This is a genomic window from Kitasatospora sp. NPDC101183 (genome assembly GCF_044767945.1).
Taxonomy (GTDB): domain Bacteria; phylum Actinomycetota; class Actinomycetes; order Streptomycetales; family Streptomycetaceae; genus Kitasatospora.
The window spans coordinates 201,128-225,958 of the sequence record NZ_JBIWOW010000001.1; the positions used below are offsets into that span (position 1 = coordinate 201,128).

At 73.9% G+C, this 24,831-nt stretch carries 20 protein-coding genes; 12 read left to right on the forward strand and 8 right to left on the reverse strand.

Going from position 1 to position 24,831, the window contains the following annotated elements; genetic code table 11:
- Nucleotides 1-423 precede the first annotated feature (423 nt).
- Both ACIRRS_RS00850 and ACIRRS_RS00855 read left to right on the forward strand, forming a co-directional pair.
- Nucleotides 424-2,523: a zinc-ribbon domain-containing protein gene (locus ACIRRS_RS00850; RefSeq protein ID WP_402962832.1), complete on the forward strand. Its 2,100-nt coding sequence runs from the start codon at nucleotides 424-426 to the stop codon at nucleotides 2,521-2,523.
- Between the two features lie 237 nt (nucleotides 2,524-2,760).
- Entirely contained in the window at nucleotides 2,761-4,317 is a 1,557-nt protein-coding gene (locus ACIRRS_RS00855; RefSeq protein ID WP_402962835.1) for a serine/threonine-protein kinase, read from the forward strand.
- Nucleotides 4,318-4,737: 420 nt separating this feature from the next.
- Here ACIRRS_RS00855 and ACIRRS_RS00860 read toward each other — a convergent pair whose 3' ends face one another.
- Nucleotides 4,738-6,057, reverse strand: a complete 1,320-nt coding sequence (locus tag ACIRRS_RS00860) for a M20 family metallopeptidase (RefSeq protein WP_402962838.1) — start codon at nucleotides 6,055-6,057, stop codon at nucleotides 4,738-4,740.
- Between the two features lie 138 nt (nucleotides 6,058-6,195).
- Here ACIRRS_RS00860 and ACIRRS_RS00865 point away from each other — a divergent pair, with 138 nt between their 5' ends.
- Nucleotides 6,196-7,755: a serine/threonine-protein kinase gene (locus tag ACIRRS_RS00865; RefSeq protein ID WP_402962840.1), complete on the forward strand. Its 1,560-nt coding sequence runs from the start codon at nucleotides 6,196-6,198 to the stop codon at nucleotides 7,753-7,755.
- Here ACIRRS_RS00865 and ACIRRS_RS00870 read toward each other — a convergent pair.
- A complete protein-coding gene (locus ACIRRS_RS00870) occupies nucleotides 7,745-8,473 on the reverse strand; it encodes a MarR family transcriptional regulator (RefSeq protein WP_402962842.1) in 729 nt (242 codons plus the stop codon). The genes ACIRRS_RS00865 and ACIRRS_RS00870 overlap by 11 nt on opposite strands.
- Nucleotides 8,474-8,694: 221 nt before the next feature.
- Here ACIRRS_RS00870 and ACIRRS_RS00875 point away from each other — a divergent pair, with 221 nt between their 5' ends.
- From ACIRRS_RS00875 to ACIRRS_RS00885, 3 genes are all read left to right on the forward strand, one after another.
- Nucleotides 8,695-9,921, forward strand: a complete 1,227-nt coding sequence (locus tag ACIRRS_RS00875) for a serine hydrolase domain-containing protein (protein ID WP_402962845.1) — start codon at nucleotides 8,695-8,697, stop codon at nucleotides 9,919-9,921.
- 89 nt (nucleotides 9,922-10,010) lie between these two features.
- Complete coding sequence (locus ACIRRS_RS00880; RefSeq protein WP_402962847.1) at nucleotides 10,011-10,631, forward strand: L-threonylcarbamoyladenylate synthase; 621 nt, start codon at nucleotides 10,011-10,013, stop codon at nucleotides 10,629-10,631.
- A gap of 86 nt (nucleotides 10,632-10,717) precedes the next feature.
- Nucleotides 10,718-11,380: an NADPH-dependent F420 reductase gene (locus tag ACIRRS_RS00885; RefSeq protein WP_402962850.1), complete on the forward strand. Its 663-nt coding sequence runs from the start codon at nucleotides 10,718-10,720 to the stop codon at nucleotides 11,378-11,380.
- Nucleotides 11,381-11,452: 72 nt separating this feature from the next.
- On the opposite strand, the gene ACIRRS_RS00890 is transcribed toward ACIRRS_RS00885, so the two are convergent.
- From ACIRRS_RS00890 to ACIRRS_RS00910, 5 genes are all read right to left on the reverse strand, one after another.
- Nucleotides 11,453-12,955 carry an SDR family oxidoreductase gene (locus ACIRRS_RS00890; RefSeq protein WP_402962852.1) on the reverse strand — a complete coding sequence of 501 codons (1,503 nt, stop codon included), beginning with the start codon at nucleotides 12,953-12,955 and terminating at the stop codon, nucleotides 11,453-11,455.
- Nucleotides 12,956-12,978: 23 nt separating this feature from the next.
- On the reverse strand, nucleotides 12,979-14,295 hold the full coding sequence (locus tag ACIRRS_RS00895; protein ID WP_402962854.1) for a cryptochrome/photolyase family protein: 1,317 nt from the start codon (nucleotides 14,293-14,295) through the stop codon (nucleotides 12,979-12,981).
- 73 nt (nucleotides 14,296-14,368) lie between these two features.
- Nucleotides 14,369-15,325 carry a MerR family transcriptional regulator gene (locus ACIRRS_RS00900; RefSeq protein ID WP_402962857.1) on the reverse strand — a complete coding sequence of 319 codons (957 nt, stop codon included), beginning with the start codon at nucleotides 15,323-15,325 and terminating at the stop codon, nucleotides 14,369-14,371.
- Nucleotides 15,326-15,478: 153 nt separating this feature from the next.
- On the reverse strand, nucleotides 15,479-16,330 hold the full coding sequence (locus ACIRRS_RS00905) for a class I SAM-dependent methyltransferase (protein ID WP_402962860.1): 852 nt from the start codon (nucleotides 16,328-16,330) through the stop codon (nucleotides 15,479-15,481).
- 9 nt (nucleotides 16,331-16,339) lie between these two features.
- Nucleotides 16,340-17,005, reverse strand: coding sequence for a TetR/AcrR family transcriptional regulator (locus ACIRRS_RS00910; RefSeq protein ID WP_402962862.1), 666 nt, complete (start codon nucleotides 17,003-17,005; stop codon nucleotides 16,340-16,342).
- A 109-nt stretch (nucleotides 17,006-17,114) separates the two neighbouring features.
- On the opposite strand from ACIRRS_RS00910, the gene ACIRRS_RS00915 reads away from it, so the two are divergent.
- The 3 genes from ACIRRS_RS00915 to ACIRRS_RS00925 are packed head-to-tail and all read left to right on the forward strand — an operon-like array spanning nucleotide 17,115 to nucleotide 20,711.
- Complete coding sequence (locus tag ACIRRS_RS00915; protein WP_402962865.1) at nucleotides 17,115-18,143, forward strand: medium chain dehydrogenase/reductase family protein; 1,029 nt, start codon at nucleotides 17,115-17,117, stop codon at nucleotides 18,141-18,143.
- Nucleotides 18,144-18,179: 36 nt separating this feature from the next.
- The gene (locus ACIRRS_RS00920; protein ID WP_402962868.1) at nucleotides 18,180-18,887 is read left to right on the forward strand and encodes a DUF2306 domain-containing protein; all 708 of its coding nucleotides are present in this window, start codon (nucleotides 18,180-18,182) and stop codon (nucleotides 18,885-18,887) included.
- A gap of 39 nt (nucleotides 18,888-18,926) precedes the next feature.
- Entirely contained in the window at nucleotides 18,927-20,711 is a 1,785-nt protein-coding gene (locus ACIRRS_RS00925) for an acyl-CoA dehydrogenase family protein (RefSeq protein WP_402962870.1), read from the forward strand.
- Nucleotides 20,712-20,722: 11 nt separating this feature from the next.
- On the opposite strand, the gene ACIRRS_RS00930 is transcribed toward ACIRRS_RS00925, so the two are convergent.
- The gene (locus ACIRRS_RS00930) at nucleotides 20,723-22,156 is read right to left on the reverse strand and encodes a DUF2079 domain-containing protein (protein ID WP_402962873.1); all 1,434 of its coding nucleotides are present in this window, start codon (nucleotides 22,154-22,156) and stop codon (nucleotides 20,723-20,725) included.
- Nucleotides 22,157-22,304: 148 nt separating this feature from the next.
- Here ACIRRS_RS00930 and ACIRRS_RS00935 point away from each other — a divergent pair, with 148 nt between their 5' ends.
- The 3 genes from ACIRRS_RS00935 to ACIRRS_RS00945 are packed head-to-tail and all read left to right on the forward strand — an operon-like array spanning nucleotide 22,305 to nucleotide 24,821.
- Complete coding sequence (locus tag ACIRRS_RS00935; protein WP_402962876.1) at nucleotides 22,305-22,754, forward strand: GntR family transcriptional regulator; 450 nt, start codon at nucleotides 22,305-22,307, stop codon at nucleotides 22,752-22,754.
- Nucleotides 22,755-22,785: 31 nt separating this feature from the next.
- Nucleotides 22,786-23,736 (forward strand): ATP-binding cassette domain-containing protein, encoded by a 951-nt coding sequence (locus ACIRRS_RS00940; protein WP_402962879.1) that lies wholly within the window; start codon nucleotides 22,786-22,788, stop codon nucleotides 23,734-23,736.
- A complete protein-coding gene (locus ACIRRS_RS00945) occupies nucleotides 23,736-24,821 on the forward strand; it encodes an ABC transporter permease subunit (protein WP_402962881.1) in 1,086 nt (361 codons plus the stop codon). Before ACIRRS_RS00940 ends, ACIRRS_RS00945 begins: the two co-directional genes overlap by 1 nt.
- Nucleotides 24,822-24,831 lie beyond the last annotated feature (10 nt).

A 24,831-nucleotide genomic window follows, 5' to 3' on the forward strand; every position in this document is an offset into this window, starting at 1 on the left:
GCGCCGATACGATCTTTGCGGCTGAAAGGGGAGGACATGGAGGACGTCTTCGGGATGACCGGAAGACCAGGGCGTGGTTGGATGCACGCGCTCTTCGACGGTTGGCCCTACGGCGGGGACGTCGGCCGGTGCGTGCCCGGTCCGCCGGCTCCCGAGACAATCACGGTCCCGCTGTCGGAGGGCTTCACGCCCCGCACTCCCTCCACCAACCAGCCGACAAGACTCTGCCACGCAGTCTCGTCCTGGTGTTCCACTCCTTCGACCCCCAACCGCTCAGGCAGGTCTCGCCCCAGTGCACTCCGGTCCGCACCCGGTGCAGAATCCCGTCGATCACTTGTCGATGGTCACGCCACCGCCCGCACCGGCTGTTGCTCAACAGCAGGAATGGCCGTAGCCGCTCCCACGGACACTAGAGTCAACCGCATGTCGACAGCGAGCGCTCGCGCATTTCCGGATCCTGAAACCAACTCCTTTGGAAGCAGTCTTCTTTGGCCTTCGAAGCCGGATCCGTTGCCCGTCGGCTACGGCAGCCGTGAGGACCGTCGCCGGATGGCACAGGCCATGCGGGCCCACTGGACCCAGGCGAACGGAGAGCGTGGCACGCAGGTGCGCGAGGAACTGACATCCGCACAGAGCCGCCAAGGCGACGCGACCGCGTTCTGGGACGCGCACAAGACCACTGTGAAGGCGCTGTGGGCCAACCGCAGCGGCGGGCGGGGGAAGACCGTCGTCGCCGATATCCACCCGGTGGCGCAGCAGTGGGACCGCGGCAACCCGTCGAGCCCCGAGGCGGTCTCAGCCACAGCTCAGAACCCGGGGGTGCAGAGTCCCTACCGATGGCGGTGCCCGCTGTTCCCTGACGACCATCCCACCTGGCCCGCCTGGCCGAAGGACCGGGTGCTGGCCGGCGCGGGATGCCCAGCCTGCCGGAAGCTGACGCGGCTGGCGGACCTTCCCACCCTGGCCGCCCAGTACCGGGGCGACCAGTCGCTGGAAGACGTCGCCTACGGTTCCCACGATCACGTGCCTTGGCTGTGCCGGACCTGGGCGGCGGATCCACTCACCGGGTTGTGGCGCAAGGTGGAGCATCGCTTCACCGCCGAAGTGAAAAGCCGCGCCCTGCAACAGGACAGCTGCCTGGTGTGCGCCGGCTTCCTGGTCGACGACACGAGCAGCCTTCAGACATGGTTTCCCGAACTGGCCGAACAGTTGGACGACCCTGGGCTGGATCCAGCGACGATGCCGACGACAATGCACAACGCCACCGGTCAGAGCAGGACGCCGGGCCACAGGACGTATGCCACGGTCTGGTGGCGGTGCCGCCGTGGCCACCGTTGGCAGGCAACGGTCTTGAACCGCGTTCAGGGCGCCGACTGCGGACAGTGCTCGACCTCGGGGATATCCAAGGAACAGGTCCGGCTCGTCGCCGAGCTCGCCGAACTGTTCGTTCTCGCGCCCGCACAGCGTCCCGATCCCCGACTGCCCGACGGTGTCCGCGATTTCGCCTCCCACCGTCTTGCGGTTGCGCCCGAGTTCAAGCCCGCGCACTGGCGCTACCAGGATGTTGAGGTCGACGCTGTCCTTCACCTGCCCGGGTTGAAGGTCGTCGTGGGAGTCGAATACGACGGCTCGTATCACCACAGCTCGGCGGTGCGCGAGGGGGCCGGGCGCCGGGACGAGCAACAGAAGAGCGAGGTTCTCGCAAGCGCCGGGCTGCTGGACCTCCTGGTCCACGTCCGGGTCGGCGAGCTCGAGCCACTCGAGGGAGAGCATCTTCTGAGCGTCAGCGTGGCCGAGCGCAGTGGGCCCTTCGAGCAGGCGAGCGCTGTCGCTCGGGCCCTGCGCGAGCGCTACGCGGCGCACTGGCCGTGGCTGGACGACTACCTCTCCGCCGGTGTGGGGATCGGGCAGCACCAGGCGGACGCGTACATCACGGAGGTGTGGGGGCAGTTGGCCGCTCCTCGCGCCAAGCGTCCCCAAGCCGAGCCGAAAGAACGTGCGCTGCGTGCCACCGCCCCGCATCCCAGCAGCTGGCTCGCGCCGGTGAGCGAGCCTTACCGGCGACCGGGCAAGCCCCGCGAGATCGTCCGCGACTACCAGTGCCGTCGCTGCGGCGACGACGAGATGGTCACCGCAGTCCAGTCACAGGTCACCTACGGCACCCGCACCAGCTGCGGGTGCCTCAAAGAGGAGACCTCACGCCGCAAACGCCCTGTGATCTCCCACAAGGAGACACAGGCGGTACGTGTGTGGGCCACCGGACGCGGGCACGAGATCGCCGGGATGGGACGGGTGGCGGACCGGTACGTCGCCTCCTATCGGCTTGATGACGCCGGCCGCTGCGATCTGCTGGGTGAGGACGGTCTCCTGGCCGAGACCGCCGTGGCGGACTGGGCCCGTCAGGAAGGCCGCGCTCTGGGTGTCCGCAACCGGGTCACCAGCGAGTTGTGGCTGGACTACGCACACCACCACCTCACTACAGCGGCCGACACGAGTGAGGCAGGCGGAGCCGAGTTCCACTGACTGTGCTTCTCACCACTGCCCTGATCGCATTGCGGGCCCGCGATCGCGATCTGCGGCCAACGGCTCCACGGTCGCGATCGCGGTCACGCGCCCGTCAGCATCCGCCCCTGGTGGTCCCGGAACCTGGCATCAACACCACCCAGCTACGACGATCCCGGAAACCGGCCGCCCGGCACCGTAGGCACGGGCCGGTCTGATCCCTATGCTCGCCCTGGGACTTGGACACCAGGGGTGCCGGTGCACGGTGGAGACCTGATCGCGGGACGATACGAGTTGCTGAACCGTCTGGGGCGGGGCGGCATGGGAGAAGTGTGGGCCGCACATGACCACCGGCTCCAACGCCACGTCGCCATGAAAATGCTTGCCCTCGGCGGCGACGTACCGACGGAACTGGCCCATCGTTTCAACCGGGAAGCGGTGGCCGCCGCCCAGATCAACCATCCGAACGTGGCCGCGCTGTACGACAGCGGCAGGCACGATGATCTGCTGTTCCTCGTCTTGGAGAAGGTGGACGGTGGCCCGCTCGGCGAGCATCTGCGAACCCGCTCCGCCCTGGCGCCGGTCGAAGCGCTGACCCTCGCGCAAGGGATCTGCACCGCCTTGGTCTCGGCCCACGCGGCCGGGGTCGTGCACTACGACATCAAGCCGCACAACGTCATGCTCACCCCCGACCGGCGGGTGAAGGTGGTCGACTTCGGCATCGCCGGTTTCCTCCACAAGGCCTTCCCCTTGGCCCGCTCCTCCCAGCTGAGCCCGGCCGGAACCCCGGAATACGGCGCCCCCGAACAGTTCCTCCAGGGCGAGCACGGGGACGCGCGTTCCGACCTGTACGCACTCGGTGGCTTGCTGTTCGCCATGCTCGTCGGACGGGCCCCGTTCACCGGCCCGAGCGCACTGGCCGTCATACGGCACAAGCTCGACAACGACCCGCCCCGCCTGGACGCGTTTCGACCGGACCTTCCCCCCGCCTTGGTAGCGCTGGTGGCCGCCCTGCTCGCCAGGAACCCCGCCCACCGGCCCCAGACGGCGGCCGAGGTCCTCCGGCGACTACAGGGCCTGCAAGCGGCTCTGGCCATCGGACCGGTGCCGGTCGTGCTTCCGCCGCCCACGGTGCCGGACGCCGGAGCGCCGGACCGCTCCGCGGAAGGCATCGTGCGGCTGGGCTGGCGAGGCGACGAGCCACTGGACTCGTACGCCAAACTGGACCCGGCATGGCCCTTCTGGCTCGTGTTCCTGGCGCTGAGCCCGGTGTCGGCGGTCACATTCTCCATCTACGCCCGCGAGACCCGGGCCTCGCACGACATCTCGGACGACCTTGGCCTCGGCCTCATCGCATCCACCATGCTTGCGGTGCTGGCGTTGCTGTTCGCGTCGCTGTACGCGTTCCACAGCGTCTTGGACGCCCGCGCACGGCGACGCAGATCCGCCTGGGGCCTCCAGGTGGACAGCAGGGGCATCACCGTCACCTCCGAGACCGGCAGCACGACCTTCACCTGGCCCGCCCTCACCCGCGTCGCCATCGAACCCATCCAGAGCTCCGCACGGTACGACTACACCGGCGTCATCCTCGACCTCGACCCCACCGGACCACCCCACGCACTGCTGCGCCCAGCCGGCTGGCACTACGTAGTCGGCTTTCTCCCCATGGCGCCCAGGAACCGCGTCCCGGTCTGCGTCCTCGGCCCCACAACCGAACGGCAGCGCAGACAACTCATCCAGGCCCTCATTTCCCACGCCGGACCGACCTGGGAACCGACGACCTTCTTCAAGACGCTTCCCACCGACGGAGCGTGACACGGCCACGTCCGCCGCAGTGCCGGTCGCGGACACCGTGGTCGACGTTCGCCCGGAACCCGCCCGCGTCTGTTCGTCCATCGACCGATGAGTCCGAGCCTTGTGTGACCTCCTCCAAGCCCCCGGGCCAGCCTGCTCGATCTGCGCCATGAGCCGTTTGAGCCGGGTGACCTCGTCGCGGAGGGCGCGGTCGCCGGCCGGGGTGAGGGTGAGCCGGGTGCGGGCGCGGCCACGGCCTCGTACGTGAGCCTGCCGACCACCGCCCCGCCCAGCGTGAGCAGGCCCAGCAGGAGGAGGGGGAACCAGGCACCGCGCTGGGCGGCGCGCAGGCGACGGGTCAACTCGTCGAGCCCGGCGAGGACTTCGTGAGGGGGTACCCGGCGAAGGCACCGATGCGTCTGTCATGCCGTCAGCTGTGCATCACAAATCAGTTGCGACAAGAGACCAGGACGAAGCCGCCGGGTCGATCCGCCCCGAGAGGTGGTCGTACGCGACGGCGCAGTGCAGCCGTACGCCCGGGAGCAGCGCGCCGTCGTCGAGGTAGAAGCGCGGGCTGTGGTTGGGGACCAGCCCGCGACCGCCCGGGGTGGGGCGCGGCGTTCCGTCCTCGGTCAGCTCGCCGTCCTGGGCGCCGAGCATCAGGTAGGCGCCGCCGTAGCGGTTGACGAACTCGGAGACGTCGTCGTAGCCGAGGGTCGGCGGGGTCCGGAACACCTTGTCCGCTCCGACGACGCGCCGCACGGTCGGCAGGACGGCCTCCACCCACGCCGGGGTGTTGTGCACGGCGGGCACGTCCTGGTCGTACATGACGGCGGCGGTGCAGTGGTACGCGGCGGCGGACTGCTCGGCCAGGGTGGTCAGCCGCTCCTGGACGTCCGTCATGTCGGCCTCGACGGAGCAGCGGATGGTGCCCCAGAGGGTCACGGTCTCGCCGATGATGTTGAACCGGCCGACGTCCTCGACGTGCCCGATGGAGACGGTGACCGGGTCGAAGGCGGGCAGCTGCCGGTAGAGCTGGCCGATCCCCAGCTGGATCGCGCCCGCGGCGGGCATCGGGTCGACGCCCATCCACGGGGTGGAGCCGTGCACCTGGCGGCCCGTGATCACGATCTTGACCAGGCAGGAGGCGGCGAACTGGTTGCCGGTGCGGTAGCCGACGTACCCGGTCGGCAGCGGGCCCAGGTGCATGCCGAAGGCCATGGTCGGCGCCGGGTCGTCCAGCGCGCCCTCGGCGATCATCTGCCGCGCGCCCGAGGACTCCCCCACCGGGGCGCCCTCCTCGGCCGGCTGGAAGACGAACAGCACGGTGCCGGGCAGCCGCTCGCGCACCCCGGCCAGGACGGTGGCCGCCCCCAGCAGCATCGCCGTGTGCCCGTCGTGGCCACAGGCGTGCGAGACGGGGAACGGCCCGCCGGGGTAGTCGGCGTCGACGACGGTGGAGGCGAACTCCTCGCCGGACTCCTCCTTCACCGGCAGCGCGTCGATGTCCGCCCGCAACGCCACCACCTTCGACCCGGGCCGCCCGCCCCGCAGGACGCCGACGACGCCGTGACCGGAGACGCCGGTGCGCACCTCGTCCAGGCCCAGCGAGCGGAGGTGTTCCTCGATCAGCCGCGCCGTGCGCACCTCGCGGTTGGACAACTCCGGGTTCCGGTGCAGGTGGTGGCGCCAGTCGACCACCTGCCGCTCGACGGCCGCCGCACGCCGGTCGAGTTCCGTGGGGATCGGATCGTCGCTCATGAGGCAGGCCTCCCGGTGCGATCGGACGGCGGGCCGGTCCGCGCCGCCAGCGCCACGCTAGGGCCACCCGCCCCCGGGCGCGTGCGCTGCTGCTGCAAGCGGCGGACGCGCCCGGCGACGGCTGCGAAGATGACGGCCATGGATTCCACCGGGCCGCAGGGGCGGCTCATCGACGGCCGGTTCGAACTCCTCGAACGCCTCGGCGGCGGAGGCATGGGCCTGGTCTGGCGCGCCCGGGACACCGCGCTGCACCGCGAGGTCGCGCTCAAGGAGGTCCGCACGCAGGACACGGCCTCGGCGGACGAGGACCCGGCCCGGGCCCACGAGGTGCGCGAGCGCGTCCTGCGCGAGGCCCGCGCGCTGGCCCGCCTCCAGCACCCCAACGTCGCCGTGATCCACCACATCGTCGACTCCCCCGAGCATCCCCACCCCTGGCTGGTCATGGAGCTCGCCCCCGGCGGCAGCCTCGCCGACCGGCTCGCCCGGGGCCCGCTGCCCGTCCCCGAGGCGGCCCGGATCGGCAGGGGCGTGCTCGCCGCCCTGCGCGCCGCCCACGCCGCCGGCATCCAGCACCGTGACGTCAAGCCCGCCAACGTGCTGCTGCGCGCGGACGGCACGCCCGTGCTCACCGACTTCGGCATCGCCGCCGTCCACGGCGCCACCACCCTCACGCCCACCGGCGCGCTGATCGGCTCGCCCGAGTACATCGCGCCCGAGCGCATCCGCGGCGCCGAGGGCAACCCGGCCTCCGACCTCTGGTCGCTCGGCATGCTGCTCTACGTCGCGGTCGAGGGCAGCCACCCGCTGCGCCGGTCCACCCCGCTGGCCACGCTCGCGGCCGTCCTGGACGAGCCGCTGCCGCCGCCCGCCCGCTCCGGCCCGCTGGCGCCGGTGCTGGCGCGCCTGCTGGCCCGCGACCCCGCCGGACGGCCGGAGGCGGCGGAGCTGGACCGGGCGCTGGCCGACGCGGAGCGGCCGGAGCGGCCTGAGCGGCCGGAGCAGCCTGAGCGACCGGAGCGGGCGGAGGCACCGAAGGCCCGCGAGGAGCCCGTGCCTCCCAGGAACCGGCGGACCTCCGTCGCGCTGGCGGCCGTCGCGGGCGTCGCGGTCATGGCCGCCGCCGCCTGGCTCCTGTCCCCGGACCCCGGCGGCCACGACACCACGGCGGGCGGTGGGAGCACGGGCAGCGGGAGCAGCCCTGCGGCCCCTCCGTCGACGGGCGCCACGGGCACCGGGCCGACTGCCTCGGGTCAGCCGCCCTCCGTCAACACCCCCGAGATCATGGCGCTTCCCGTCTGCCTGTCCTCGGGGATCACGCTGGCCGTGGCCGGCTCGGCGAACTCCTACTCCGCGGGCGAGCGCCCCTCCCTCGTCCTGACCGTCCGGAACGCGGGGAACGCGAACTGCCGGGTCGACCTGGGCCGGTCCTCCTCCGCGATCACCCTGGACAGTGCCTTCGGCGAACGGATCTGGTCGTCCGGGGACTGCCCGAACGACCGGGGCAGCCTCTGGGCGCAGATCCCGGCCGGCTCCTCCCAGAACGAGACCTTCACCTGGGACCGCAGCCGCAGCCGGCCGCAGTGCGCACAGGCGGCGCAGACCCCCGCTCCCATCGGCACGTACTCCGTGCTGGCCGAACTCACCGGCGTCTCCGGCGACTTGGTCTCCACCCGGACCACGATCCGCCTCACGGGCTGAACTCGGCCGCCCGCCGCCTGCGCTGGACGGCCTGGAGGATGTCCGTCCCCACGAACTCCAGGAACTGCGAGGCCTGCGCCATCCGCGCCCCGGCGGGGGTGGCGGGGCCGAGGAGGTCGGCACCGTTGCGGGTGAACTCGGCCAGGGCGGTGTTGCGTTGGGCGCTGGCGAGCATCGCCCGGTACCAGATGTCGTCGTCGACGACGTACCGCTCGCGGTGGCCGTCCCCGGGCCGCTCGCGCCGTACGAGGTCCTGCCCCTCCAGGTACCCGATCGCCTTGGAGACGGAGGCCGGGCTCACCCCGAGGCGCTGCACCAGATCGGCGGCGGTGAGGCTGCCGGCGTCGGTGAGGTAGAGGCAGGCGAGGACCCGGCCGACCATCCGGGGCATGCCCAAGTGCGCCAGCAGCTCGGCGAGTTGTGTCGCGTACGCCTCCACCGCCGCCGGGTCGCGCCCGTCGCCCTCCCCCTCGCCCGCCCGGGCGCTGCCCTCCGCCACCCGGGGCGGCACGGCCCTGCTGCGCCGGGAGCGCCGTACGGTGGCGCGCTGCGCGTTGTCCGCGCGGTAGCCGGACGGGCCGCCGTTGCGGGCGATCTCGCGGGTGACGGTGGAGGTCGGGCGGGCGAGCTGCCGCGCGATCTCCCCGTAGCCCAGCCCCGCGGTCAGCCCGGCGGCGATCAGGCGCCGCTCCTCCTGGGTCAGTCTGGCTCCTGGCACGAGCCCTCCTCTCGTCACCGCCGAGTATGTGGCCGCTCCGATTCCATTGCAACAGGCGGACGTGGATCCGATTGCATTAGACGACAGGGTCATTGCAAGGAATTACCGCTTCTCACCTGCGATTTCGCACCTGACGAACCGGCAGGGCATTGATGGCTTCGCGAACACACCCCTAGTGTTTTCCCCAGAAGGAAACGGAACGCACCAACGGGGAGACCACGATGAAGACCACCGCCCGCGCCATCGCCCGCACCACCGCCCGCACCACCCTCACCACCGCGATCGCCGCCGCCCTGCTCGCCGGCGTCGCCGCCCCGGCGGCCCTCGCCGCCGACGCCTCGACGTCCAAGGGTGACCACGCCGCCGTCCAGGCCGTGCTCGACCGCGCGGTGACCGAGGCCGGCCTGCCCGGGGCGCGGGTCGAGGTCCGCGACGGCGACTCGGTCTGGTTCGGCACCGCCGGCGCCGCCGACCTGAGGACCGGCCGGGCGATGAAGCCCCAGGACCGCTTCCGGATCGGCAGCACCACCAAGACCTTCGTCTCCACCGTCGTCCTCCAGCTCGCGGCCGAGCAGAAGCTCAGCCTGGACGACAGCGTCGAGCACTGGCTCCCCGGCCTGCTGGACGACCACGGCTACGACGGCTCGAAGATCACGATCCGTCAGCTGCTCAACCACACCAGCGGCGTGTACAACTACGCCCAGTCCCCGAAGCTGGGCGCCGACTTCGTCGGCACGCCGTTCCTGCAGCACCGCTTCGACGACTTCACCCCGCGCCAGCTCGTCGAGGCCGCCGTCGTCTACGGGCCGGTGTTCGCCCCGGGCACCGGGTTCGCCTACTCCGACACCAACTACGCGCTCGCCGGGATGATCGTCGAGCAGGCCACCGGGCGCAGCCTCTCCCAGGAGCTGACCGAGCGCGTCATCGAGCCGCTGCACCTGAGGAACACCTACGAGCCGGCCCGCAACGACATGCGCATCCACGGCCCGCACGGCCGCCACTACTCCCAGCTGATGGAGAAGGACGTCGACACGGCGCCGGTCTACGACGTGACCGACCTCAACCCCTCCTGGGGGTACGCCTCGGGCGACATGATCTCCACCAGCGGCGACCTCAACACCTTCTTCCGCGCCCTCCTCCAGGGCCGACTGCTGCCGCAGGCCCAGCAGAACGAGATGTTCACCCTCGTCGACCCGCAGGGCCACTGGATCGACGGCTCCGAGTACGGCCTGGGCGTGTCCTCGCAGAAGCTCGCCTGCGGCGCCACGGTGTGGGGCATGGGCGGCGCGATCGACGGCTCCTGGTCGTACACCTTCGGCAGCCGCGACGGCCGCCACATGCTCTCCACCGAGGTGAACGGCGACTGGGCCAAGGGCCCGCTGGGCTCCCCGATCGGCGTCTTCACCGCCGAGCTGAACGCCGAGTTCTGCCCGGCCGCCACCTCCTGACCCACCGGCCCGGGGTGGACGACGGCGGCACGCGTCCTCCGCCCGGCCGGACGCCCGGCCGGGCGCCGGGGATGCCGTAGGGTCGGCCAATGGCCAAGTACTTCGACGTGCACCCCGAATCGCCCCAGCCGCGCACCATCGGCACCGTGGCCGACAGCCTCCGCTCCGGAGCGCTCATCGCCTACCCGACGGACTCCTGCTTCGCCCTCGGCTGCCGGCTGGACAACCGCGAGGGGCTCGACCGCATCCGGTCGATCCGGCGCCTCGACGACCGCCACCACTTCACGCTGGTGTGCGAGGACTTCGCGCAGCTGGGGCAGTTCGTCCAGCTCGACAACGCCGTCTTCCGCGCCGTCAAGGCCGCGACCCCGGGCAGCTACACCTTCATCCTCCCCGCGACGAAGGAGGTGCCGCGCCGCCTGATGCACCCGAAGAAGAAGACGGTGGGCGTGCGCATCCCGGACCACACCGTCACCCGGGCCCTGCTCTCCGCCCTCGGCGAGCCGCTGCTCTCCAGCACCCTGATCCTCCCCGACGAGGAGGAGCCGATGACGCAGGGCTGGGAGATCAAGGAGCGGCTCGACCACGTCCTGGACGCCGTGGTCGACTCGGGGGACTGCGGAACGGAGCCGACCACCGTCGTCGACTTCTCCAGCGGCGAGGCAGAGATCGTCCGCTACGGCGCCGGGGACCCCTCCCGCTTCGAGTGACACCGGGAACAGAATCGCCGACCGGCCGGTTGGGCCCCTGCGGACGACACGCAGCACTCGCACCACTCGCAGACGAGGGGCTTCCCATGAAGATCGGCATCATCGGCGCGGGCAACATCGGCGGCAACCTGACCAGGCGGCTCACCGCCCTCGGCCACGAGGTCGCGGTGGCCAACTCCCGAGGGCCGGAGTCGCTCACGGCGCTGGTGGAGGAGACCGGCGCGACGGCCGTCCCGGCGGAGCAGGCCGCCCGGGGCGCGCAGGTCGTGGTGGTGACGGTGCCGCTGAAGGCGGTGCCGGACCTCCCGGCCGGACTGTTCGACGAGGCGGCCGAGGGCGCCGTGGTGATCGACACCGGCAACTACTACCCGCGCGAGCGCGACGGCCGCATCGACGCGATCGAGGACGACGGCGTCACCGAGAGCCGCTGGACGGAGCGCCACCTGGGCCACCCGGTGGTGAAGGCCTTCAACGGCACCTACGCCCAGGACATCCTCGACCGCCCGCTCCCGGCGGGCGACCCGGGCCGCCTGGCCCTGCCCGTCGCGGCGGACGACGAGGACGCCAAGCGCGTGGTCCGCGCCCTGATCGACGAGCTGGGCTTCGACACGGTCGACGCGGGCGGCATCGACGACTCCTGGCGCCAGCAGCCCGGCACCCCGGTGTACGGGCTGCGCGAGGGCGTCGACGCCGTCACCCGGGCCCTCGCCGAGGCCTCCCCGGAGCGCCCGGCGGCGCACACGGCCTGACCGGGTACGGGGTCCGGGCGTGGCCGCCGCCCGCCGCTCCCGGGCCCCTGCGCCAACGAGCGGTCCCGGCGTTCACCGCGCCGCCGCACCCCGGCGCGCGCGTTCGGTGATGTTGCGGGCCATCCCCCCGAACACCACCGTGTGGAACGGCGAGACGGACCACCAGTAGGCGTGCCCCGCCAGGCCGTGCGGGTGGAAGAGGGCCCGCTGCCGGTAGCGGGCCCGGTGGTCGCCCTCCGGTGTGACGGACAGTTCGAGCCAGGCCAGGCCGGGCAGGCGCATCTCGGCCCGGAGCCGGAGCAGCCGGCCCGGCCGGATCTCCTCTACCCGCCAGAAGTCGAGGGAGTCGCCGACCCGCAGCCGGGCGGGGTCGCGGCGGCCCCGGCGCAGGCCGACGCCGCCGACCAGGCGGTCCAGCCGGCCCCGCAGGGCCCAGGCGAGCGGGAAGGAGTACCAGCCGTTGTCGCCGCCGATGCCCTCGATCACCCGCCAGAGGGCGTCCGGCGGCGCGGTCACGGTGCGTTCGCGGACGTCCTGGTAGAGGCTGCCGCCGGCCCAGTCGGGGTCGGTGGGCAGCGGGTCGCTGGGGGCGCCCGGCACCGAGGCGGAGGACCAGCGGGTGGCGACGTCCGCGTCCTTGATCCGCCGCAGGGCGAGGGCCACCGCCCGGTCGAAGCCGGTCGGCCCCTCCGGCGGGTCGGGCGACCACCGGGCGAGGTCGTGCTCGCCGCAGACCACCTCGTGGCGCAGGGACTCGACGAGCGGCCGGGCGATGGAGTTCGGCACCGGGGTCACCAGGCCGACCCAGTGGCCGGACAGTCCGGGGGTGAGGACCGGTACGGGGAGGATGAGGCGCCGTCGCAGTCCGGAGATCCGGGCGTAGCGGTGCATCATCTCGGCGTAGGTGAGGACTTCGGGCCCGCCGATGTCGAAGGTGCGGTTCACCTCGGGCGGCAGGCCGGCGGCGGCGGCCAGGTGGCGCAGAACGTCCCGGACGGCGATCGGCTGGATCCGGGTGGAGACCCAGCGCGGCGTGACCATCACGGGCAGGCGTTCGGTGAGGTGGCGGAGCATCTCGAACGAGGCGCTGCCCGATCCGATGATCACGGCGGCCCGCAGTTCCGCCGTGGGGACGCCGCTGCCGCGCAGCATCCGGCCGACCTCGGCGCGGGAGCGCAGGTGCGGCGAGAGGTCAGCCTCGGGCACCCCGGCGGGGACGAGGCCGCCGAGGTAGACGATCCGGGTGACGCCGGCGGCCGCCGAGGCGGCCCCGAAGGCGCGGGCGGCCTCGCGGTCGGTGGCCTCGAAGTCCGGGCCTGTGCCGAGCGAGTGCACCAGGTAGTAGGCGACGTCGACGCCGTCGAACGCCCCGGCCAGGCTCTCGGGCCGGGTCACGTCACCGGCGGCGGTTTCGACGCGCGCCCGCCACGGCTGGTCCCGCAGCCGGTCCGGGTCCCGCACCAGGCAGCGGACGGCGTGTCCGCGCCGGAGCAGTTCCGGCACCAGGCGGCCGCCGATGTAGCCGCTGGCGCCGGTCACCAGGCAGCGCTTCGGGGCGGGGCGCGACGTGTTCACGGGTGCTCCTCTCTGCCGGAGCCTCAGGGGCGGCCGTGCCGCAGCCGCGCGGCCAGGTCCTCGGGTGCGAGGATCGGCGCCGGGTAGTCGGGGGCGGGGAACAGCCAGGGCCGGTGGACGGTCGGGCCGGGCAGGTGCGCGAGTTCGGGCACCCAGCGGCGGACGTACGCGCCCTCGGGGTCGTAACGGTCCGCCTGGCGCAGGGGGTTGAGGACGCGGTTGGGGCGGGTGTCGGTGCCGGTGCCCGCGACCCACTGCCAGTTGAGCTGGTTGTTGGCGATGTCGCCGTCGACGAGCAGGGAGAGGAAGTGGGCGGCGCCGATGCGCCAGTCCAGGCGGAGGGTCTTGGTGAGGAAGCTCGCCGTGAGCAGCCGGGCGCGGTTGTGCATCCAGCCCTCGTGGGCGAGTTGACGCATCCCAGCGTCGACGATCGGGTAGCCGGTGAGGCCGTGCCGCCAGGCCTCGGCCTCCTCCTCGTCCCGGTGCCAGTGGTCGTCCCGGCTGCGGTAGTCGCGGTGCGCGGCGTCGGGGCGGGCGGCGAGGACCTGGTGGTGGAAGTCGCGCCAGGCGAGCTGCCGGACGAAGGCCCGCGCGCCCTCCCCGTCGTGTTCCCCGGCACGGGTGGCGAGTTCGGTGGGCGACAGGCAGCCGAAGTGCAGGTACGGGGAGAGCCGGGAGGTGCCGTCACCGGCGAGGTCGTCGTGGATCTCGGCGTACGCGTCGACGCCCCAGCGCCGCCACCGCGCCCGCGCCCGCGCCTCTCCCCCGCGCGGCAGCCCCGGCGAGAACGGGCCCGCGAGCGCGAGGGTCTCGCTGCCGACGCCCTCCGGGGTGTCGAGCGTGCGGGGCGCGCCCAGCACGCCGCGCCGGGGCGCCGCCTGCCAGGCGCGATGGTACGGGGTGAACACCGCGTAGTGGTCCCGGCCCGCCGGGGTGACCCGTCCGGGCGGGACGACCGTCAGCGAGGCCTCGTGCACGCGCAGCCGGTCGCCGAAGGCCTTCCGCAGCCGTGTCTCACGGCGCCGGGCGAAGGCCGTGACACCCGCCGCCACGTGGACGGAGGCGGCGCCCGTCTCGGCGGCGACCCGGGCCGCCTGTTCCGCCGGTTCGCCCTTGCGGACGGTCAGCCGGGAGCCGATCCGGCGCAGCGAGGCGTCGAGGTCCGTGAGGCAGTCGGCCAGGAAGGCCTGCCGGTTGGGCGCGGCGAAGCCCGCGGCCTCCACCGCCGGGTCCAGGACGAACAGGGGCACGACCTGGCCACCGTCGGCGCGGGCGGCGTGCAGCACGGGGTTGTCGTGCAGGCGCAGGTCCTGGGTGAACAGGGCGATGGAGATGGTCATCGGTGGGGCCCTTCGGGCTGTGCGGTGCGGGCTCTCGGGTGGCGCCCGCTGTTCGGAGTCGCGGCCGGGAGCCTCAGCCCGTGGCCGTCCGTTCGAGCAGGTCGAGGGCGCCCGCGAGGGAGCGCGGGGCGGCGGTGCCGGCCGGGAGCCCGCCCCTGGCCCAGCCCGGGCCGGCGGCGAGGACCACGGGCCCGGTACGGGCGCCGCGCGGTCCCCAGGCGCCGGAGGCGACCCTGCGCAGGAGTTCGCGGTCCGCGGTGTGCGGGCCCTGGGACCAGAGCACGACGGCGGGCGGGCCGAGCCGGTGGGCGGCGTCGAGCAGGGCGCGGGGCGGGACGGCAGCCCCGAGCATGCGGAACGGGAGCCCGCGCCCGGTCAGCGCGGCGGCGGTGGCCTCCAGCGGGAGGGTGTGCTGCTCACCGGGTGCGGCGGCCAGGAGGACGGGCCGCAGGGGCCGGATGGCGGCCGGGGCCGTCGGCGCGCACCGCAGGGCGCCGGAGACGTGCCAGGAGAGCAGGTGCTCGACCTCGACGTACTGCTCGCCGTCCGCGGCCCACTTGCGGCCCACGGCCCGGAGCGCGGGCATCATGACCTCCGTCCAGGCGTCGACCACCCCGAGCGCGCCGACCGCCTCCCGCAGGATCGTGTCGACCTCCGGCGCGTCGAGGCGCACGGCCGCACGGGCCAGGCCTCGGCACTCGGGGCGCACCGTGCCGACCCTCAGGGCCCGGCTCCCGCCGGGGCGCGGGCCGTCCTGCCGGTCCGCCGGTGGCCACGGGGCGTCCTCGTGACCGGCCAGGGCGGCCCGGGCGGCTTCGCCCGGGGGCACCCCTCGGGCCGTCAGGCGGCACATGGCCTCCAGGACGGCGATGTCCTGCGGGCTCCAGCGGCGGTGGTGCCCGGGCTCCCGGTCGGCCGGGCCGATGCCGTAGCGGCGTTCCCAGGAGCGGACGGTGGTGGGGGACACGCCGAGCCGCCTGGCCACGCCTCCGGTCGGCAGGCCCGCCTCCTGTCCGGGTGCCGTCACCATCGCACGTTCCCCCTCCGGGCGGAGGCCGGGCGTGGTGTGGGGCCCGTACGGGCGTCGGTGCTGGTCCGCGGTGTCACACCTCGACCTTGGTCCGGTTTCCCCCCAGAAGCCAGTCGCAGCGCTTGTGCAGCGTTTCGCCCGGGTGCGACCGCCCTACCGGCGGACCGCCGAGACCAGTCCGCCCGGCCCCTCCTCCCGGCGGGGCGGGATCGCCACCGGTCGGCCGTAGGCGGCGGCGCGCTCGCGGATGGTGTGGGTCTCGGCCTGCCAGCCGTGGGCGGCGAGCCAGGCGACCGGGTCCTCGGGCATCTCGGAGACCCAGAGGGAGGCGGCCGATCCCGGTGCGGCGTCGGCGGCGAAGCGGTCGATCACGCCGCGCGAGCCCAGGGTGAGGCCCATCCGGCTGCCCGGCGCCGATCGGGCACCGATCCGGGTGAGGAGCAGCTCCACCGCCTCCTCGGGCAGGTAGATCAGCAGGCCCTCGGCGATCCACGCGGTCGGCGCGGCGGGGTCGTGACCGGCGGCGGCCAGGGCGGCGGGCCAGTCCTCCCGCAGGTCCACCGCGACGGTGATCCGCTCGCAGCGGGCGGTGGCCCGCTCCTCGCGCAGCACCGCGGCCTTGAAGTCCAGCGGCTCGGCGGTGTCGACCTCGAAGAGCCGGGTGCCCTCGGGCCAGTCCATGCGGAAGGCGCGGCTGTCCATGCCCGCGCCGAGCAGGACGACCTGCCGGACCCCGGCCGCGCAGGCCTCGTCGAGGAGGTCGTCGAGGAACCGGGTCCTGATGACGATGGAGATGGCCACGGCGAGGCGGCGCAGTCGCGCTCCCTCCTCGTCCGGCAGCGGTGCGGGGGAGGACCACAGCCCGCCGGCGGCGGCGAAGGCCCGCGCGAGCGGGTCGCGGAACAGCGCGTCGTCCCGGTCGCTCTCCAGTGCCCGCACCCGGGCCACCCCCACCGCCGTGGCCCAGACTCCCGACGGCTGCACCCGCTCCTGATCCCCGGTCATCTCGTCAGCCTAGACGACCTGTTCCACGGGCCCGGACCCCGCCCCGAGGTGCGCCAGCGCGGTGATCAGCCGCTCGGCGATGCCCTCCGGCCAGGGGAAGGCGACCGTGACGGCGCGCTGGTGGGCCAGCCCGTGCAGGCCGAGCCAGAGGGCGACGGCGTCCGCCCAGGGGTCGTCGACGGCGGCCAGGCCGGCGGCGGCGCACGCGGCGAGGAGGTCGGCGAGCAGGTGGAGGGAGCCCATGCCGAGGGTCAGCATGTCCTCCTCCGTCACGGCGGTGTCCTGGAGGACGGGCACCCAGACACCGGCGAACATCGTGCGGTAGCGCTCCGGATGGTCCTCGGAGAAGCCCAGGTAGGCGTGGCAGTAGGCGAACAGCCGCTGCCGGGGGCCGTCCTCGGCCTCGTCCAGGGCGGCGCGCAGCCGTGCCTCCAGTTCGTCGAAGGCCTGCTGGACCACGGCCAGCATGATGGCCGGCTGGTCGGGGAAGTGGCGGTAGATCGAGGGGGCGGCGATCCCCACCCGGCGGGCGACGGCGCGCAGGGTGACGGCGGTCTCCGTGCCGGTCTCGTCGAGCAGTTCGACCGCGGCGGCCACGATGTCCTCGCGCAGGCGGGCGCCCTCCCCGCGGCGGTTGCGGGGGCGGGCGGAGAGGGTGCTCGGTTCGTTTCCCATGGCGTGAGCTTACAGCTGAGAACTTACAGCCGGAAGTTCTTGTGCGCCGTGAGCTTACGTGTGTAACTTTACGAACGTAAGCACGGCATCGAGCCCCACGGAGCACGCCATGACGAACACCCTCGCGACCGAAGTCGTCCTGCCCGGCCAGGTCGAGCCGGACGGCCTGCGGCTGCGCACCCGCGACCTCCCGCCGCCCGCCCAGGGCCAGGTCCTGCTGCGGATGGACGCCACCGGCGTCTCCTTCGCCGAGCAGCAGATGCGCCGCGGCAAGTACTACGACCAGCCGCCCTTCCCCTTCGTGCCCGGCTACGACGTGGTCGGCACGGTGGTCGCCACCGGCCCCGGGGTCGACCCGGCCATGGCCGGGCGCCGCTTCGCCGCCGTCACCAAGACCGGCGCCTGGGCCAGCCACCTGCTGCTCGACGCCGCCGACGCCGTCCCCGTGCCGGAGGGCGTGAGCGCCGCCGACGCGGAGACCGTGGTCGTCAACGGCGTCACCGCCTGGCAGATGCTCCACCGCACCGCGAGGACGCCCCGGGGCGGGACGGTCGTCGTGCTCGGCGCCAACGGCGGCGTCGGCTCGACCCTCGTCCAACTGGCCCGCCACGCCGGGATCACCGTGATCGGCACGGCCTCCGCCCGCCACCACGACACCCTCCGCGCCCTCGGCGCCGCCCCGGTCGACTACCGCGACCCGGGCGCCTACCGGCGCATCCGGGAGCTGGCACCCGACGGCGTCGACGCGGTGTTCGACCACGTCGGCGGCGCCGGGCTCGCGGAGTCCTGGCGGCTGCTGCGGCGCGGCGGGGTCCTGGTCTCGTACGGCACCGCCGCCACCAAGGACGAGGCGGGGAACTCCCGGCTGCCCGTGCTGCAGCTGTTCGCCCGGCTGGCGCTGTGGAACCTGCTCCCCAACGGCCGCTCCGCGAGGTTCTACAACTTCTGGGCGGGCCGGCGCCGCCCGGCGGTCTTCCGCGCCCGGCTGCGCGAGGACCTCACCCGGGTGCTGGCCCTGCTCGCCGACGGCACGCTCAGCGCCCAGGTCGCCGCCGAGTTCCCGCTCGACGAGGCCGCGGCCGCGCTCGCCCTGGCCGAGTCGCGCACCGTCGCGGGCAAGGTCGTCATCGTCCGCTGAACTCCCCCACCCCGCAGAGGAACCGGAGATCCGACCATGCCCGACCCGATCGTCTCCCGCACCGCCCGGCGCCGTTGGCGCCGGCTCCTGTGGGGCCTGATGGCGCTGCTGGCCACCGGCATCGCGGCCGTCTACGTCCCGCCGTACCTGACGGGCTCCTCCGTCGTCCCCATCGACCGGCACATCGCCGGCTACTACGCGAGCCTGGTCGCCCACGCGGGCCCGGCCGGGCTGACGCTGGTCATCGGGCCGCTGCAGTTCGTGCCCCGGCTGCGCGCCAGGTACCCCCGGCTGCACCGCCTCGCGGGCCGGGTCTACCTCGTCTCCGTGGTGGCCGCCTCCGCCGCGGCCCTCTACGCCGCCGCCGTGACACCCAGCGGCTTCCCCCTCCAGGTCGCCTTCTTCCTGCTGACGGCCGCCTGGCTGTTCACCGCCGCCCAGGCCTACCGCACGATCCGGCGCGGAGAGGTGCAGCTGCACCGCGTCTGGATGATCCGCAACTACGCCCTGACCTTCGCCGCCGTCACCCTGCGCCTCTACCTCCTCGCCGGGCTGGGCCTGATGAAGCTCGTCCCGTCCCTGCCGTTCCGCGACGTGTACACCGCGTCGGGCTGGGCGGCCCTGCTCGGCAACGTGCTGGTCGCGGAGTACGTCATCGTCCACCGCATCCTCCTGCGCACCACCCGCCGCCCCTCCGAGGCCCCGGCGCCACGACGGGCGGTGAGCTTGATCACAAGGCCGTGACCTCCCGACCCCGCGGGCTTTGAGATGGGTATGACGCCAATGAGCAGCGACCTCGCCCGGCTCCTCTTCGGCCCCGACCGCCATCGCGTCCACGGCCCCTGGCGCGCGCTCGCCGCCGACCCCTCGATGCACCGCCGCCCCACGGACCCGACGTCCGATCAGATCGACGCCTCCTACCGGCGGTTACAGCGGCTCAACACCCTCGCCGACCCGGCCGCACTGGCCGCCGACCCCCGCGCGCTCGCCGCCCTGCACGAGTGGACGGCCGTCGTCGACGGCGGGCTGACCGTCCTCGCCGGCATCCACTACAACCTCTTCCTCGGTACCCTGCTCGACCACGACCCGTCGCCCAAGCGCCCGTTGGACGAGTTCCTGCGGATGGAGCGGACCGGCACCTTCCTGTGCACCGAGCTGGGCCACGGCAACGACGCCGCCGCCCTGGAGACCGTCGCCGACTACGACCGCACCGACCGCTCCTTCACCCTCCACTCCCCCGGGCCCTCCGCCCACAAGTTCATGCCGAACACCGGCCCCGCCGGCGGGCCCAAATCCGCCGTGGTCGCCGCCCGGCTGCGGGTGGAGGGCCGCGACCACGGGGTGTTCCTCTTCCTCGCCCCGCTCACCGACGAGGACGGCGGCCCGCTGCCCGGGATCGCCGTCCACCCGCTGCCGCAGCGCCCGGGCAGCCCGGTCGACCACTGCGTCACCTCCTTCGACCGGGTCCGGCTGCCGTACGAGGCCCTGCTGACGGGCGCACACGGCCGGCTCGCCGACGACGGCACGCTCACCAGCGCGCTCGGCAGCAGGCGGAAGCGGCTCCTCCGCGCGATCGGCCGGGTCACCACCGGCAAGCTGTGCATGAGCGCCAGCGCCGTCGGCGGGGCCCGGGCCGCCCTCACCACCGCCGTCCGGTACGCGGGGCACCGCGAGGTCACGGGCTCCCGCCCCGACCGCCGCGTCCCGGTGTGGGAGCACCGCACCCACCACGGGCCACTGCTGGAGGGGCTGGCCACCGTGTACGCGATGACCGCCCTGCACCGCGCGGCCGTCGAACACTGGGCCGACCACGACCGGGCCGACCCCGCGGCCGCGGCCGCCGCCGAACGCCGGGTCGCCGTCGCCAAGGGCTGGACGACCTGGCGGGCCCGCGATCTGATCATCGAGGCCCGCGAACGCTGCGGCGCCCAGGGGCTGTTGCCGGTGAACGGCATCACCGCCTACGCGGCCGACATCGAGGGCACCATCACCGCCGAGGGGGACAACCTCGCCCTCTGGGCCAAGGCGGGCGCCGAACTCCTCCTGGAGTCCGACCCGTTGGACCCCGCAGCGCGGGCCGTCCCGGGCGGGCGCCTCGACGACCCGGCCGTCCGGCAGGGCCTGCTGCGCGCCGTCGTACGGCTGCGGCTGGTCCGCGCCCGCACCCGGCTGCGCGAGGCCCCCGCCCGGGACGGCCTGCGGCGCTGGAACGCGGCGGCGCCCGACGCCCTGGCCGCCGTCACCGCGCGGGCCGAGCAGGAGGCCGGCGACGCCCTGCTCGCCTGGGCCGGCGACGCCCGCGACGACGATGCCCGGGCGGCGCTGGAGGACCTGCACCGGCTGTTCACCCTGCGCCGGATCGAGGCCTACGGGGCCCTGCTGCTCGGCGCCGGGGAGCTGACGGCGGAGCAGGCCGCCGCCCTGCCCGACCTGCAGGAACGATCCATCGGGCGGCTGGCCGGGCAGGCGCCGGCGCTGGTGGAGGCCTTCGACCTGCCCGAGGCCTTCCACGAGGCCCGGCCCATCACCGGGCGGTCGTACCAGGAGGCCTTCGCCGGGCAGGCGTGACGCGCGGCCGGTCAGCGGCGCAGGACGACGATCCCGTCCTCCTGCGCCACCGTCCGGTACCCCTCGGCGCGGTACGAGGCGAGGGCGGCCTCCGTCGCGGCCTCGGCGCAGGGGGACTTCACCGTCGGGTCGGTGGCGTCCGCGACGACCCACTCGGGCGGCTCGGCCGCGAGCGGGCCGGGCGGCTGGCAGACCAGGCTGACGGCCTCGGAGCGGGCGACCAGCAGCGGCGCCAGCCGGTTGGTCGAGGCGACCCGCGCGCCGTCGGGGACGACGGCGAGCAGCCGGTGCGCCGTCCGGACGTGCGCGTTCTGCCGCCAGCCGCCGGGCAGCGCCAAGTCCCGCATCGGGTACACCGCGACCGTCACCACCGCGAAGGCCGCGCACCAGGCCAGCGCCCGCCGCCGCAGGCCGGGGCGCCGCCCGAGCACGTCCAGCAGGGCCCCGAAGAGCAGCGGCATCAGGATCGCGCTGTAGTGGTAACCCGGCTGCCAGTAGTGCTCGTTGGAGGCGGCCAGCCGCCAGGCGAGGGTGGGCAGGCAGAGCAGCGCGAGCGGCGAGCGCAGGCCGACGAAGGCCACGGGCGCGGCCAGCATCCCCAGCAGCAGCCACTTCACCGGCGGCCAGCCGAGCTTCAGCGCCGCCAGCGGCAGGGACGAGGCGGGGCCACCGGGCACCTGGTGCCAGTAGTCGAAGACCCCCTGCGGATTGGCCAGCGGCAGCAGCACCGCCATCTCGACCGCCGTCGCCCCGAGCCCGAACACCGCCACGGCCAGCCCCCGCGCGCGGCCCCCGCCCCGCAGCGCGACGTACAGGCCGATCGCGGCGACGGTGAGCCCGAGGTCCTCCTTGACCAGCACCAGCGGCAGCGCCCACAGCACGCCCGCCCGCCAGCGGCGCGCGGCCAGCGCCTCCACGGAGAAGGCGAGCAGCGGCACGGCGAAGCAGATCTCGTGGAAGTCGTACGCGACCGCCGAGACGATCCCCCAGGAGCAGCCGAAGGCCGCGCCGAGCACCAGGGCGGCCCCGGGCCCGGCCGTCCGGTACGCCCAGCGGGTGATCGGCACGCAGGCGAGCGCCATCAGGGCGGCCTGGGCGACGAGGAGCGTGACCGGGGTCGGGAAGAGCCGGTAGGCGGGGGCGAGCAGGGCCAGGACGGGGTGGAAGTGGTCCCCGAGCAGGTCGTAGCCGGGGCCCTTGAGCGGGACGACCGGCAGCCGGCCGTGGGCGTACGCGCGCACGGCCTGTTCGAAGATCCCGAGGTCGTAGGCGGCGCTGAGCATCCGCGCGTGCCGACTGATCGACAGCAGCGTGTACAGGGCGAGGAACAGCCCGCCGACGGCCAGTCCGAGCCCGTTGGGCCCGGGCAGCCGGGTCAGCAGCGGCGCCGGGCGGGCGGAGGCCGGGGGGAGGGGCGCCGGACGGGCCGGCAGGGTGTCGATCATTGCCTGAACACCATTCCACTAGTTAACTAGTGGAATGGTGTTCACAGCGTCGAACGCCTTGTCAAGAAGGGTTAATGGGCCAGACTTGACGCGGGACCGGCCGACTGGGCAGGATTCCCCTAGATAACTAGTGAAATGGCGGTCCAGCGTGGTCGAGTACCTCATCGACCGACACAGCGGGCTCTCCCCGTACCTCCAGATCGTGGAGCAGACCAAGCGCGCCCTGCGGCTGGGCGTGCTGCGTCCGGGAGACCAGCTGCCCACCGCACGCGAGGTGGTGGAGGCCACCGCGATCAACCCCAACACCGTGCTCAAGGCCTACCGCGAGCTCGAACGCGAGGGGCTGGTCGACAGCCGCCGGGGCGTCGGCACCTTCGTGCGCCGCTCGCTCGCCAAACCGCAGACCGTCGCGGACTCGGCGCTGCACGCCGAGCTCGCCGACTGGGTCCGCCGCGCCCGCGAGGCCGGGCTGGACCGCGAGGACGTCGACGCCCTGGTCACCACGGCCGTGGACGCCGCCTTCTCCGCCTCCGCCTCCCCCTCTGGCCTTGCCGAGGAGCCGACCGGCTGGCACGGCCGGACCGGCACAACCGAGTAGCACGACCCAGCACCACCCACGAGGAGCCCGGGTGAGCCACCCCATACCCCGACCCGTATCCGCCGCACCCGCCGACGGGACGGCCCTGACCGCCACCGGCCTGGGTTTGAAGTACCGCAGGGCCTGGGCCCTGCGCGACTGCGACGTCCGACTCCCGGCCGGGCGGATCTGCGCCCTGGTCGGCCCCAACGGCGCGGGCAAGTCCACCCTGCTCGGCCTGGCCGCCGGCCTGCTCACGCCGACCACCGGCGCCGCCACCGTCTTCGGCCTGCCCGCCGGCTCCGACGCCTCCCGCCGCCGCGTCGCCTTCCTCGGCCAGGACAAGCCGCTCTACCCCCGGCTCACCGTCGCCGAGACCCTGCGCGCCGGCCTGGAGCTCAACCCCGGCTGGGACCAGGCCGTCGCCGAACGGATCGTCACCCTCGGCGGGCTCGACCCCAGGGCGCGCATCGCCACCCTCACCGGCGGCCAGCGCACCCGCGTCGCCCTCGCGCTCGCCCTCGGCAAGCGGCCCGACCTGCTGCTCCTCGACGAACCGCTCTCGGACGTCGACCCGGTCGCCCGCCAGGAGCTCACCGGCCTGCTGATGTCCGAGGCCGCCGAGCACGGCACCACCGTCCTCATCTCCTCCCACGTGCTCGCCGAACTGGACGGCGTCTGCGACTTCGTCCTCCTCCTCGGCGACGGCCGGGTCCGCCTCGCCGGGGACGTGGACGAACTGCGCGCCGCCCACCGCCTGGTCGTCGGCGCCCACGAGGGCGAGGGCCTCCCCGACGGGCTCGCCGGCCACCCGGTCGTCGAACTGCGGCGCACCGGCCGCCAGTTCACCGCCCTGCTGCGGCCCACGACCCCGCTCGCCCCGCACTGGGAGCCGAGCGTCCCGACCCTGGAGGACCTCCTGCTCTCCTACCTGCGCTCCCCCGACGCCGCCCCGCTGCTGCTCGCCGAGGCCGCGCCCCTCGCCGCGGAGGTGGCCGCCTGATGGCCGCGAGCGCCTTCGCCCTCCCCCGCCGCCGCTTCGGCCTGCGCGGCCCCGCCTGGCTGAGCGGCCGCCAGGAACGCACCTCCTTCCTCGTCGGCGGCGCCGTCCTGCTGGCCGTCTGCCTCTGGCTGCTCGTCCTCGGCGGCATGATCAGCAGCTACGTGAGCGCCCACCACATCGAGGGCTGCAACCTCGTGTACTTCCCGCCCGAGTGCAGGGACGGACCCTCCTCCGGCTACGCCCCCGTGCTCGAGGAGAGGTTCCAGCCGGCCGTCTGGATCACCGGCTGGCTGCTGTTCGCCCTGCCGCCCGCCCTCGGGCTGTTCCTCGGCGCGCCCCTGCTGGCCCGCGAGTTCGAGTCGGGCACCTACCGGCTGGCCTGGACGCAGTCCGTCTCCCGCCGCCGCTGGCTCGCCGCCCGGCTCGGCGTGCCGCTCGCGGCCACGCTGCTGGGCTCGACCGTCCTCGCGGCGGTCTCCACCTGGTGGGTCGGCGTGATCGAGGGGCGCTTCTCCGTCCCCGGGTACTACCACTGGTTCACCTGGCTGAGCCGCGCCACCACCGGCCCGGCCGTCGTCGGCTACTGCCTGCTCGGCGTCGCCCTCGGCGCGGCCGTGGGCCTGGTGGTGCGGCGGGTGGTGGCCTCGATGGCCGTCACGGCCGTGCTGATGCTGGGGCTGCGCCTGGCGATCGACGCGCTGGGCTTCCTGTTCACCCCGGCCCGGGACGCGTTCGCCCCCGCGAGGATGGCGATCGACTCCGGCGGGTCCGGCGCGACGATGTTCGAGAGCGGCCACCTCAACACCGGCACCCCGCTGGAGTCGTACATCCTGGAGAACGGCCTGGTCAGCTCCGACGGCCACCGCCTGCCGCTCCCCAGCGACTGGACCACCACCCTCGCCGACGGCCGCATCCTCTGCCCCACCGACGCCTGCCGGGCCCACCCCGACGTCGTCCAGGCGTACACCACCTACCACCCGCCGGGCGACCAGTGGCCGATGCTGTGGACGCAGACCGGGCTCGCCCTGCTGGCCGGCGCGTTGCTCGTCGGCTTCGCCTTCCTGTGGGTGCGCCGGGTCCGGTAGGGCGTGATTC

What these genes read in the sequence shown, in the direction of transcription:
- ACIRRS_RS00865 (WP_402962840.1), top strand. Translation starts at nt 6,196, where the DNA reads ATGGATTCCACCGGGCCGCAGGGGCGGCTCATCGACGGCCGGTTCGAA.
- ACIRRS_RS00895 (WP_402962854.1), bottom strand. Translation starts at nt 14,295, where the DNA reads ATGACCATCTCCATCGCCCTGTTCACCCAGGACCTGCGCCTGCACGAC.
- ACIRRS_RS00930 (WP_402962873.1), bottom strand. Translation starts at nt 22,156, where the DNA reads ATGATCGACACCCTGCCGGCCCGTCCGGCGCCCCTCCCCCCGGCCTCC.
- ACIRRS_RS00875 (WP_402962845.1), top strand. Translation starts at nt 8,695, where the DNA reads ATGAAGACCACCGCCCGCGCCATCGCCCGCACCACCGCCCGCACCACC.
- ACIRRS_RS00945 (WP_402962881.1), top strand. Translation starts at nt 23,736, where the DNA reads ATGGCCGCGAGCGCCTTCGCCCTCCCCCGCCGCCGCTTCGGCCTGCGC.
- ACIRRS_RS00885 (WP_402962850.1), top strand. Translation starts at nt 10,718, where the DNA reads ATGAAGATCGGCATCATCGGCGCGGGCAACATCGGCGGCAACCTGACC.
- ACIRRS_RS00920 (WP_402962868.1), top strand. Translation starts at nt 18,180, where the DNA reads ATGCCCGACCCGATCGTCTCCCGCACCGCCCGGCGCCGTTGGCGCCGG.
- ACIRRS_RS00860 (WP_402962838.1), bottom strand. Translation starts at nt 6,057, where the DNA reads ATGAGCGACGATCCGATCCCCACGGAACTCGACCGGCGTGCGGCGGCC.
- ACIRRS_RS00880 (WP_402962847.1), top strand. Translation starts at nt 10,011, where the DNA reads ATGGCCAAGTACTTCGACGTGCACCCCGAATCGCCCCAGCCGCGCACC.
- ACIRRS_RS00900 (WP_402962857.1), bottom strand. Translation starts at nt 15,325, where the DNA reads ATGGTGACGGCACCCGGACAGGAGGCGGGCCTGCCGACCGGAGGCGTG.
- ACIRRS_RS00910 (WP_402962862.1), bottom strand. Translation starts at nt 17,005, where the DNA reads ATGGGAAACGAACCGAGCACCCTCTCCGCCCGCCCCCGCAACCGCCGC.
- ACIRRS_RS00850 (WP_402962832.1), top strand. Translation starts at nt 424, where the DNA reads ATGTCGACAGCGAGCGCTCGCGCATTTCCGGATCCTGAAACCAACTCC.
- ACIRRS_RS00925 (WP_402962870.1), top strand. Translation starts at nt 18,927, where the DNA reads ATGAGCAGCGACCTCGCCCGGCTCCTCTTCGGCCCCGACCGCCATCGC.
- ACIRRS_RS00905 (WP_402962860.1), bottom strand. Translation starts at nt 16,330, where the DNA reads ATGACCGGGGATCAGGAGCGGGTGCAGCCGTCGGGAGTCTGGGCCACG.
- ACIRRS_RS00915 (WP_402962865.1), top strand. Translation starts at nt 17,115, where the DNA reads ATGACGAACACCCTCGCGACCGAAGTCGTCCTGCCCGGCCAGGTCGAG.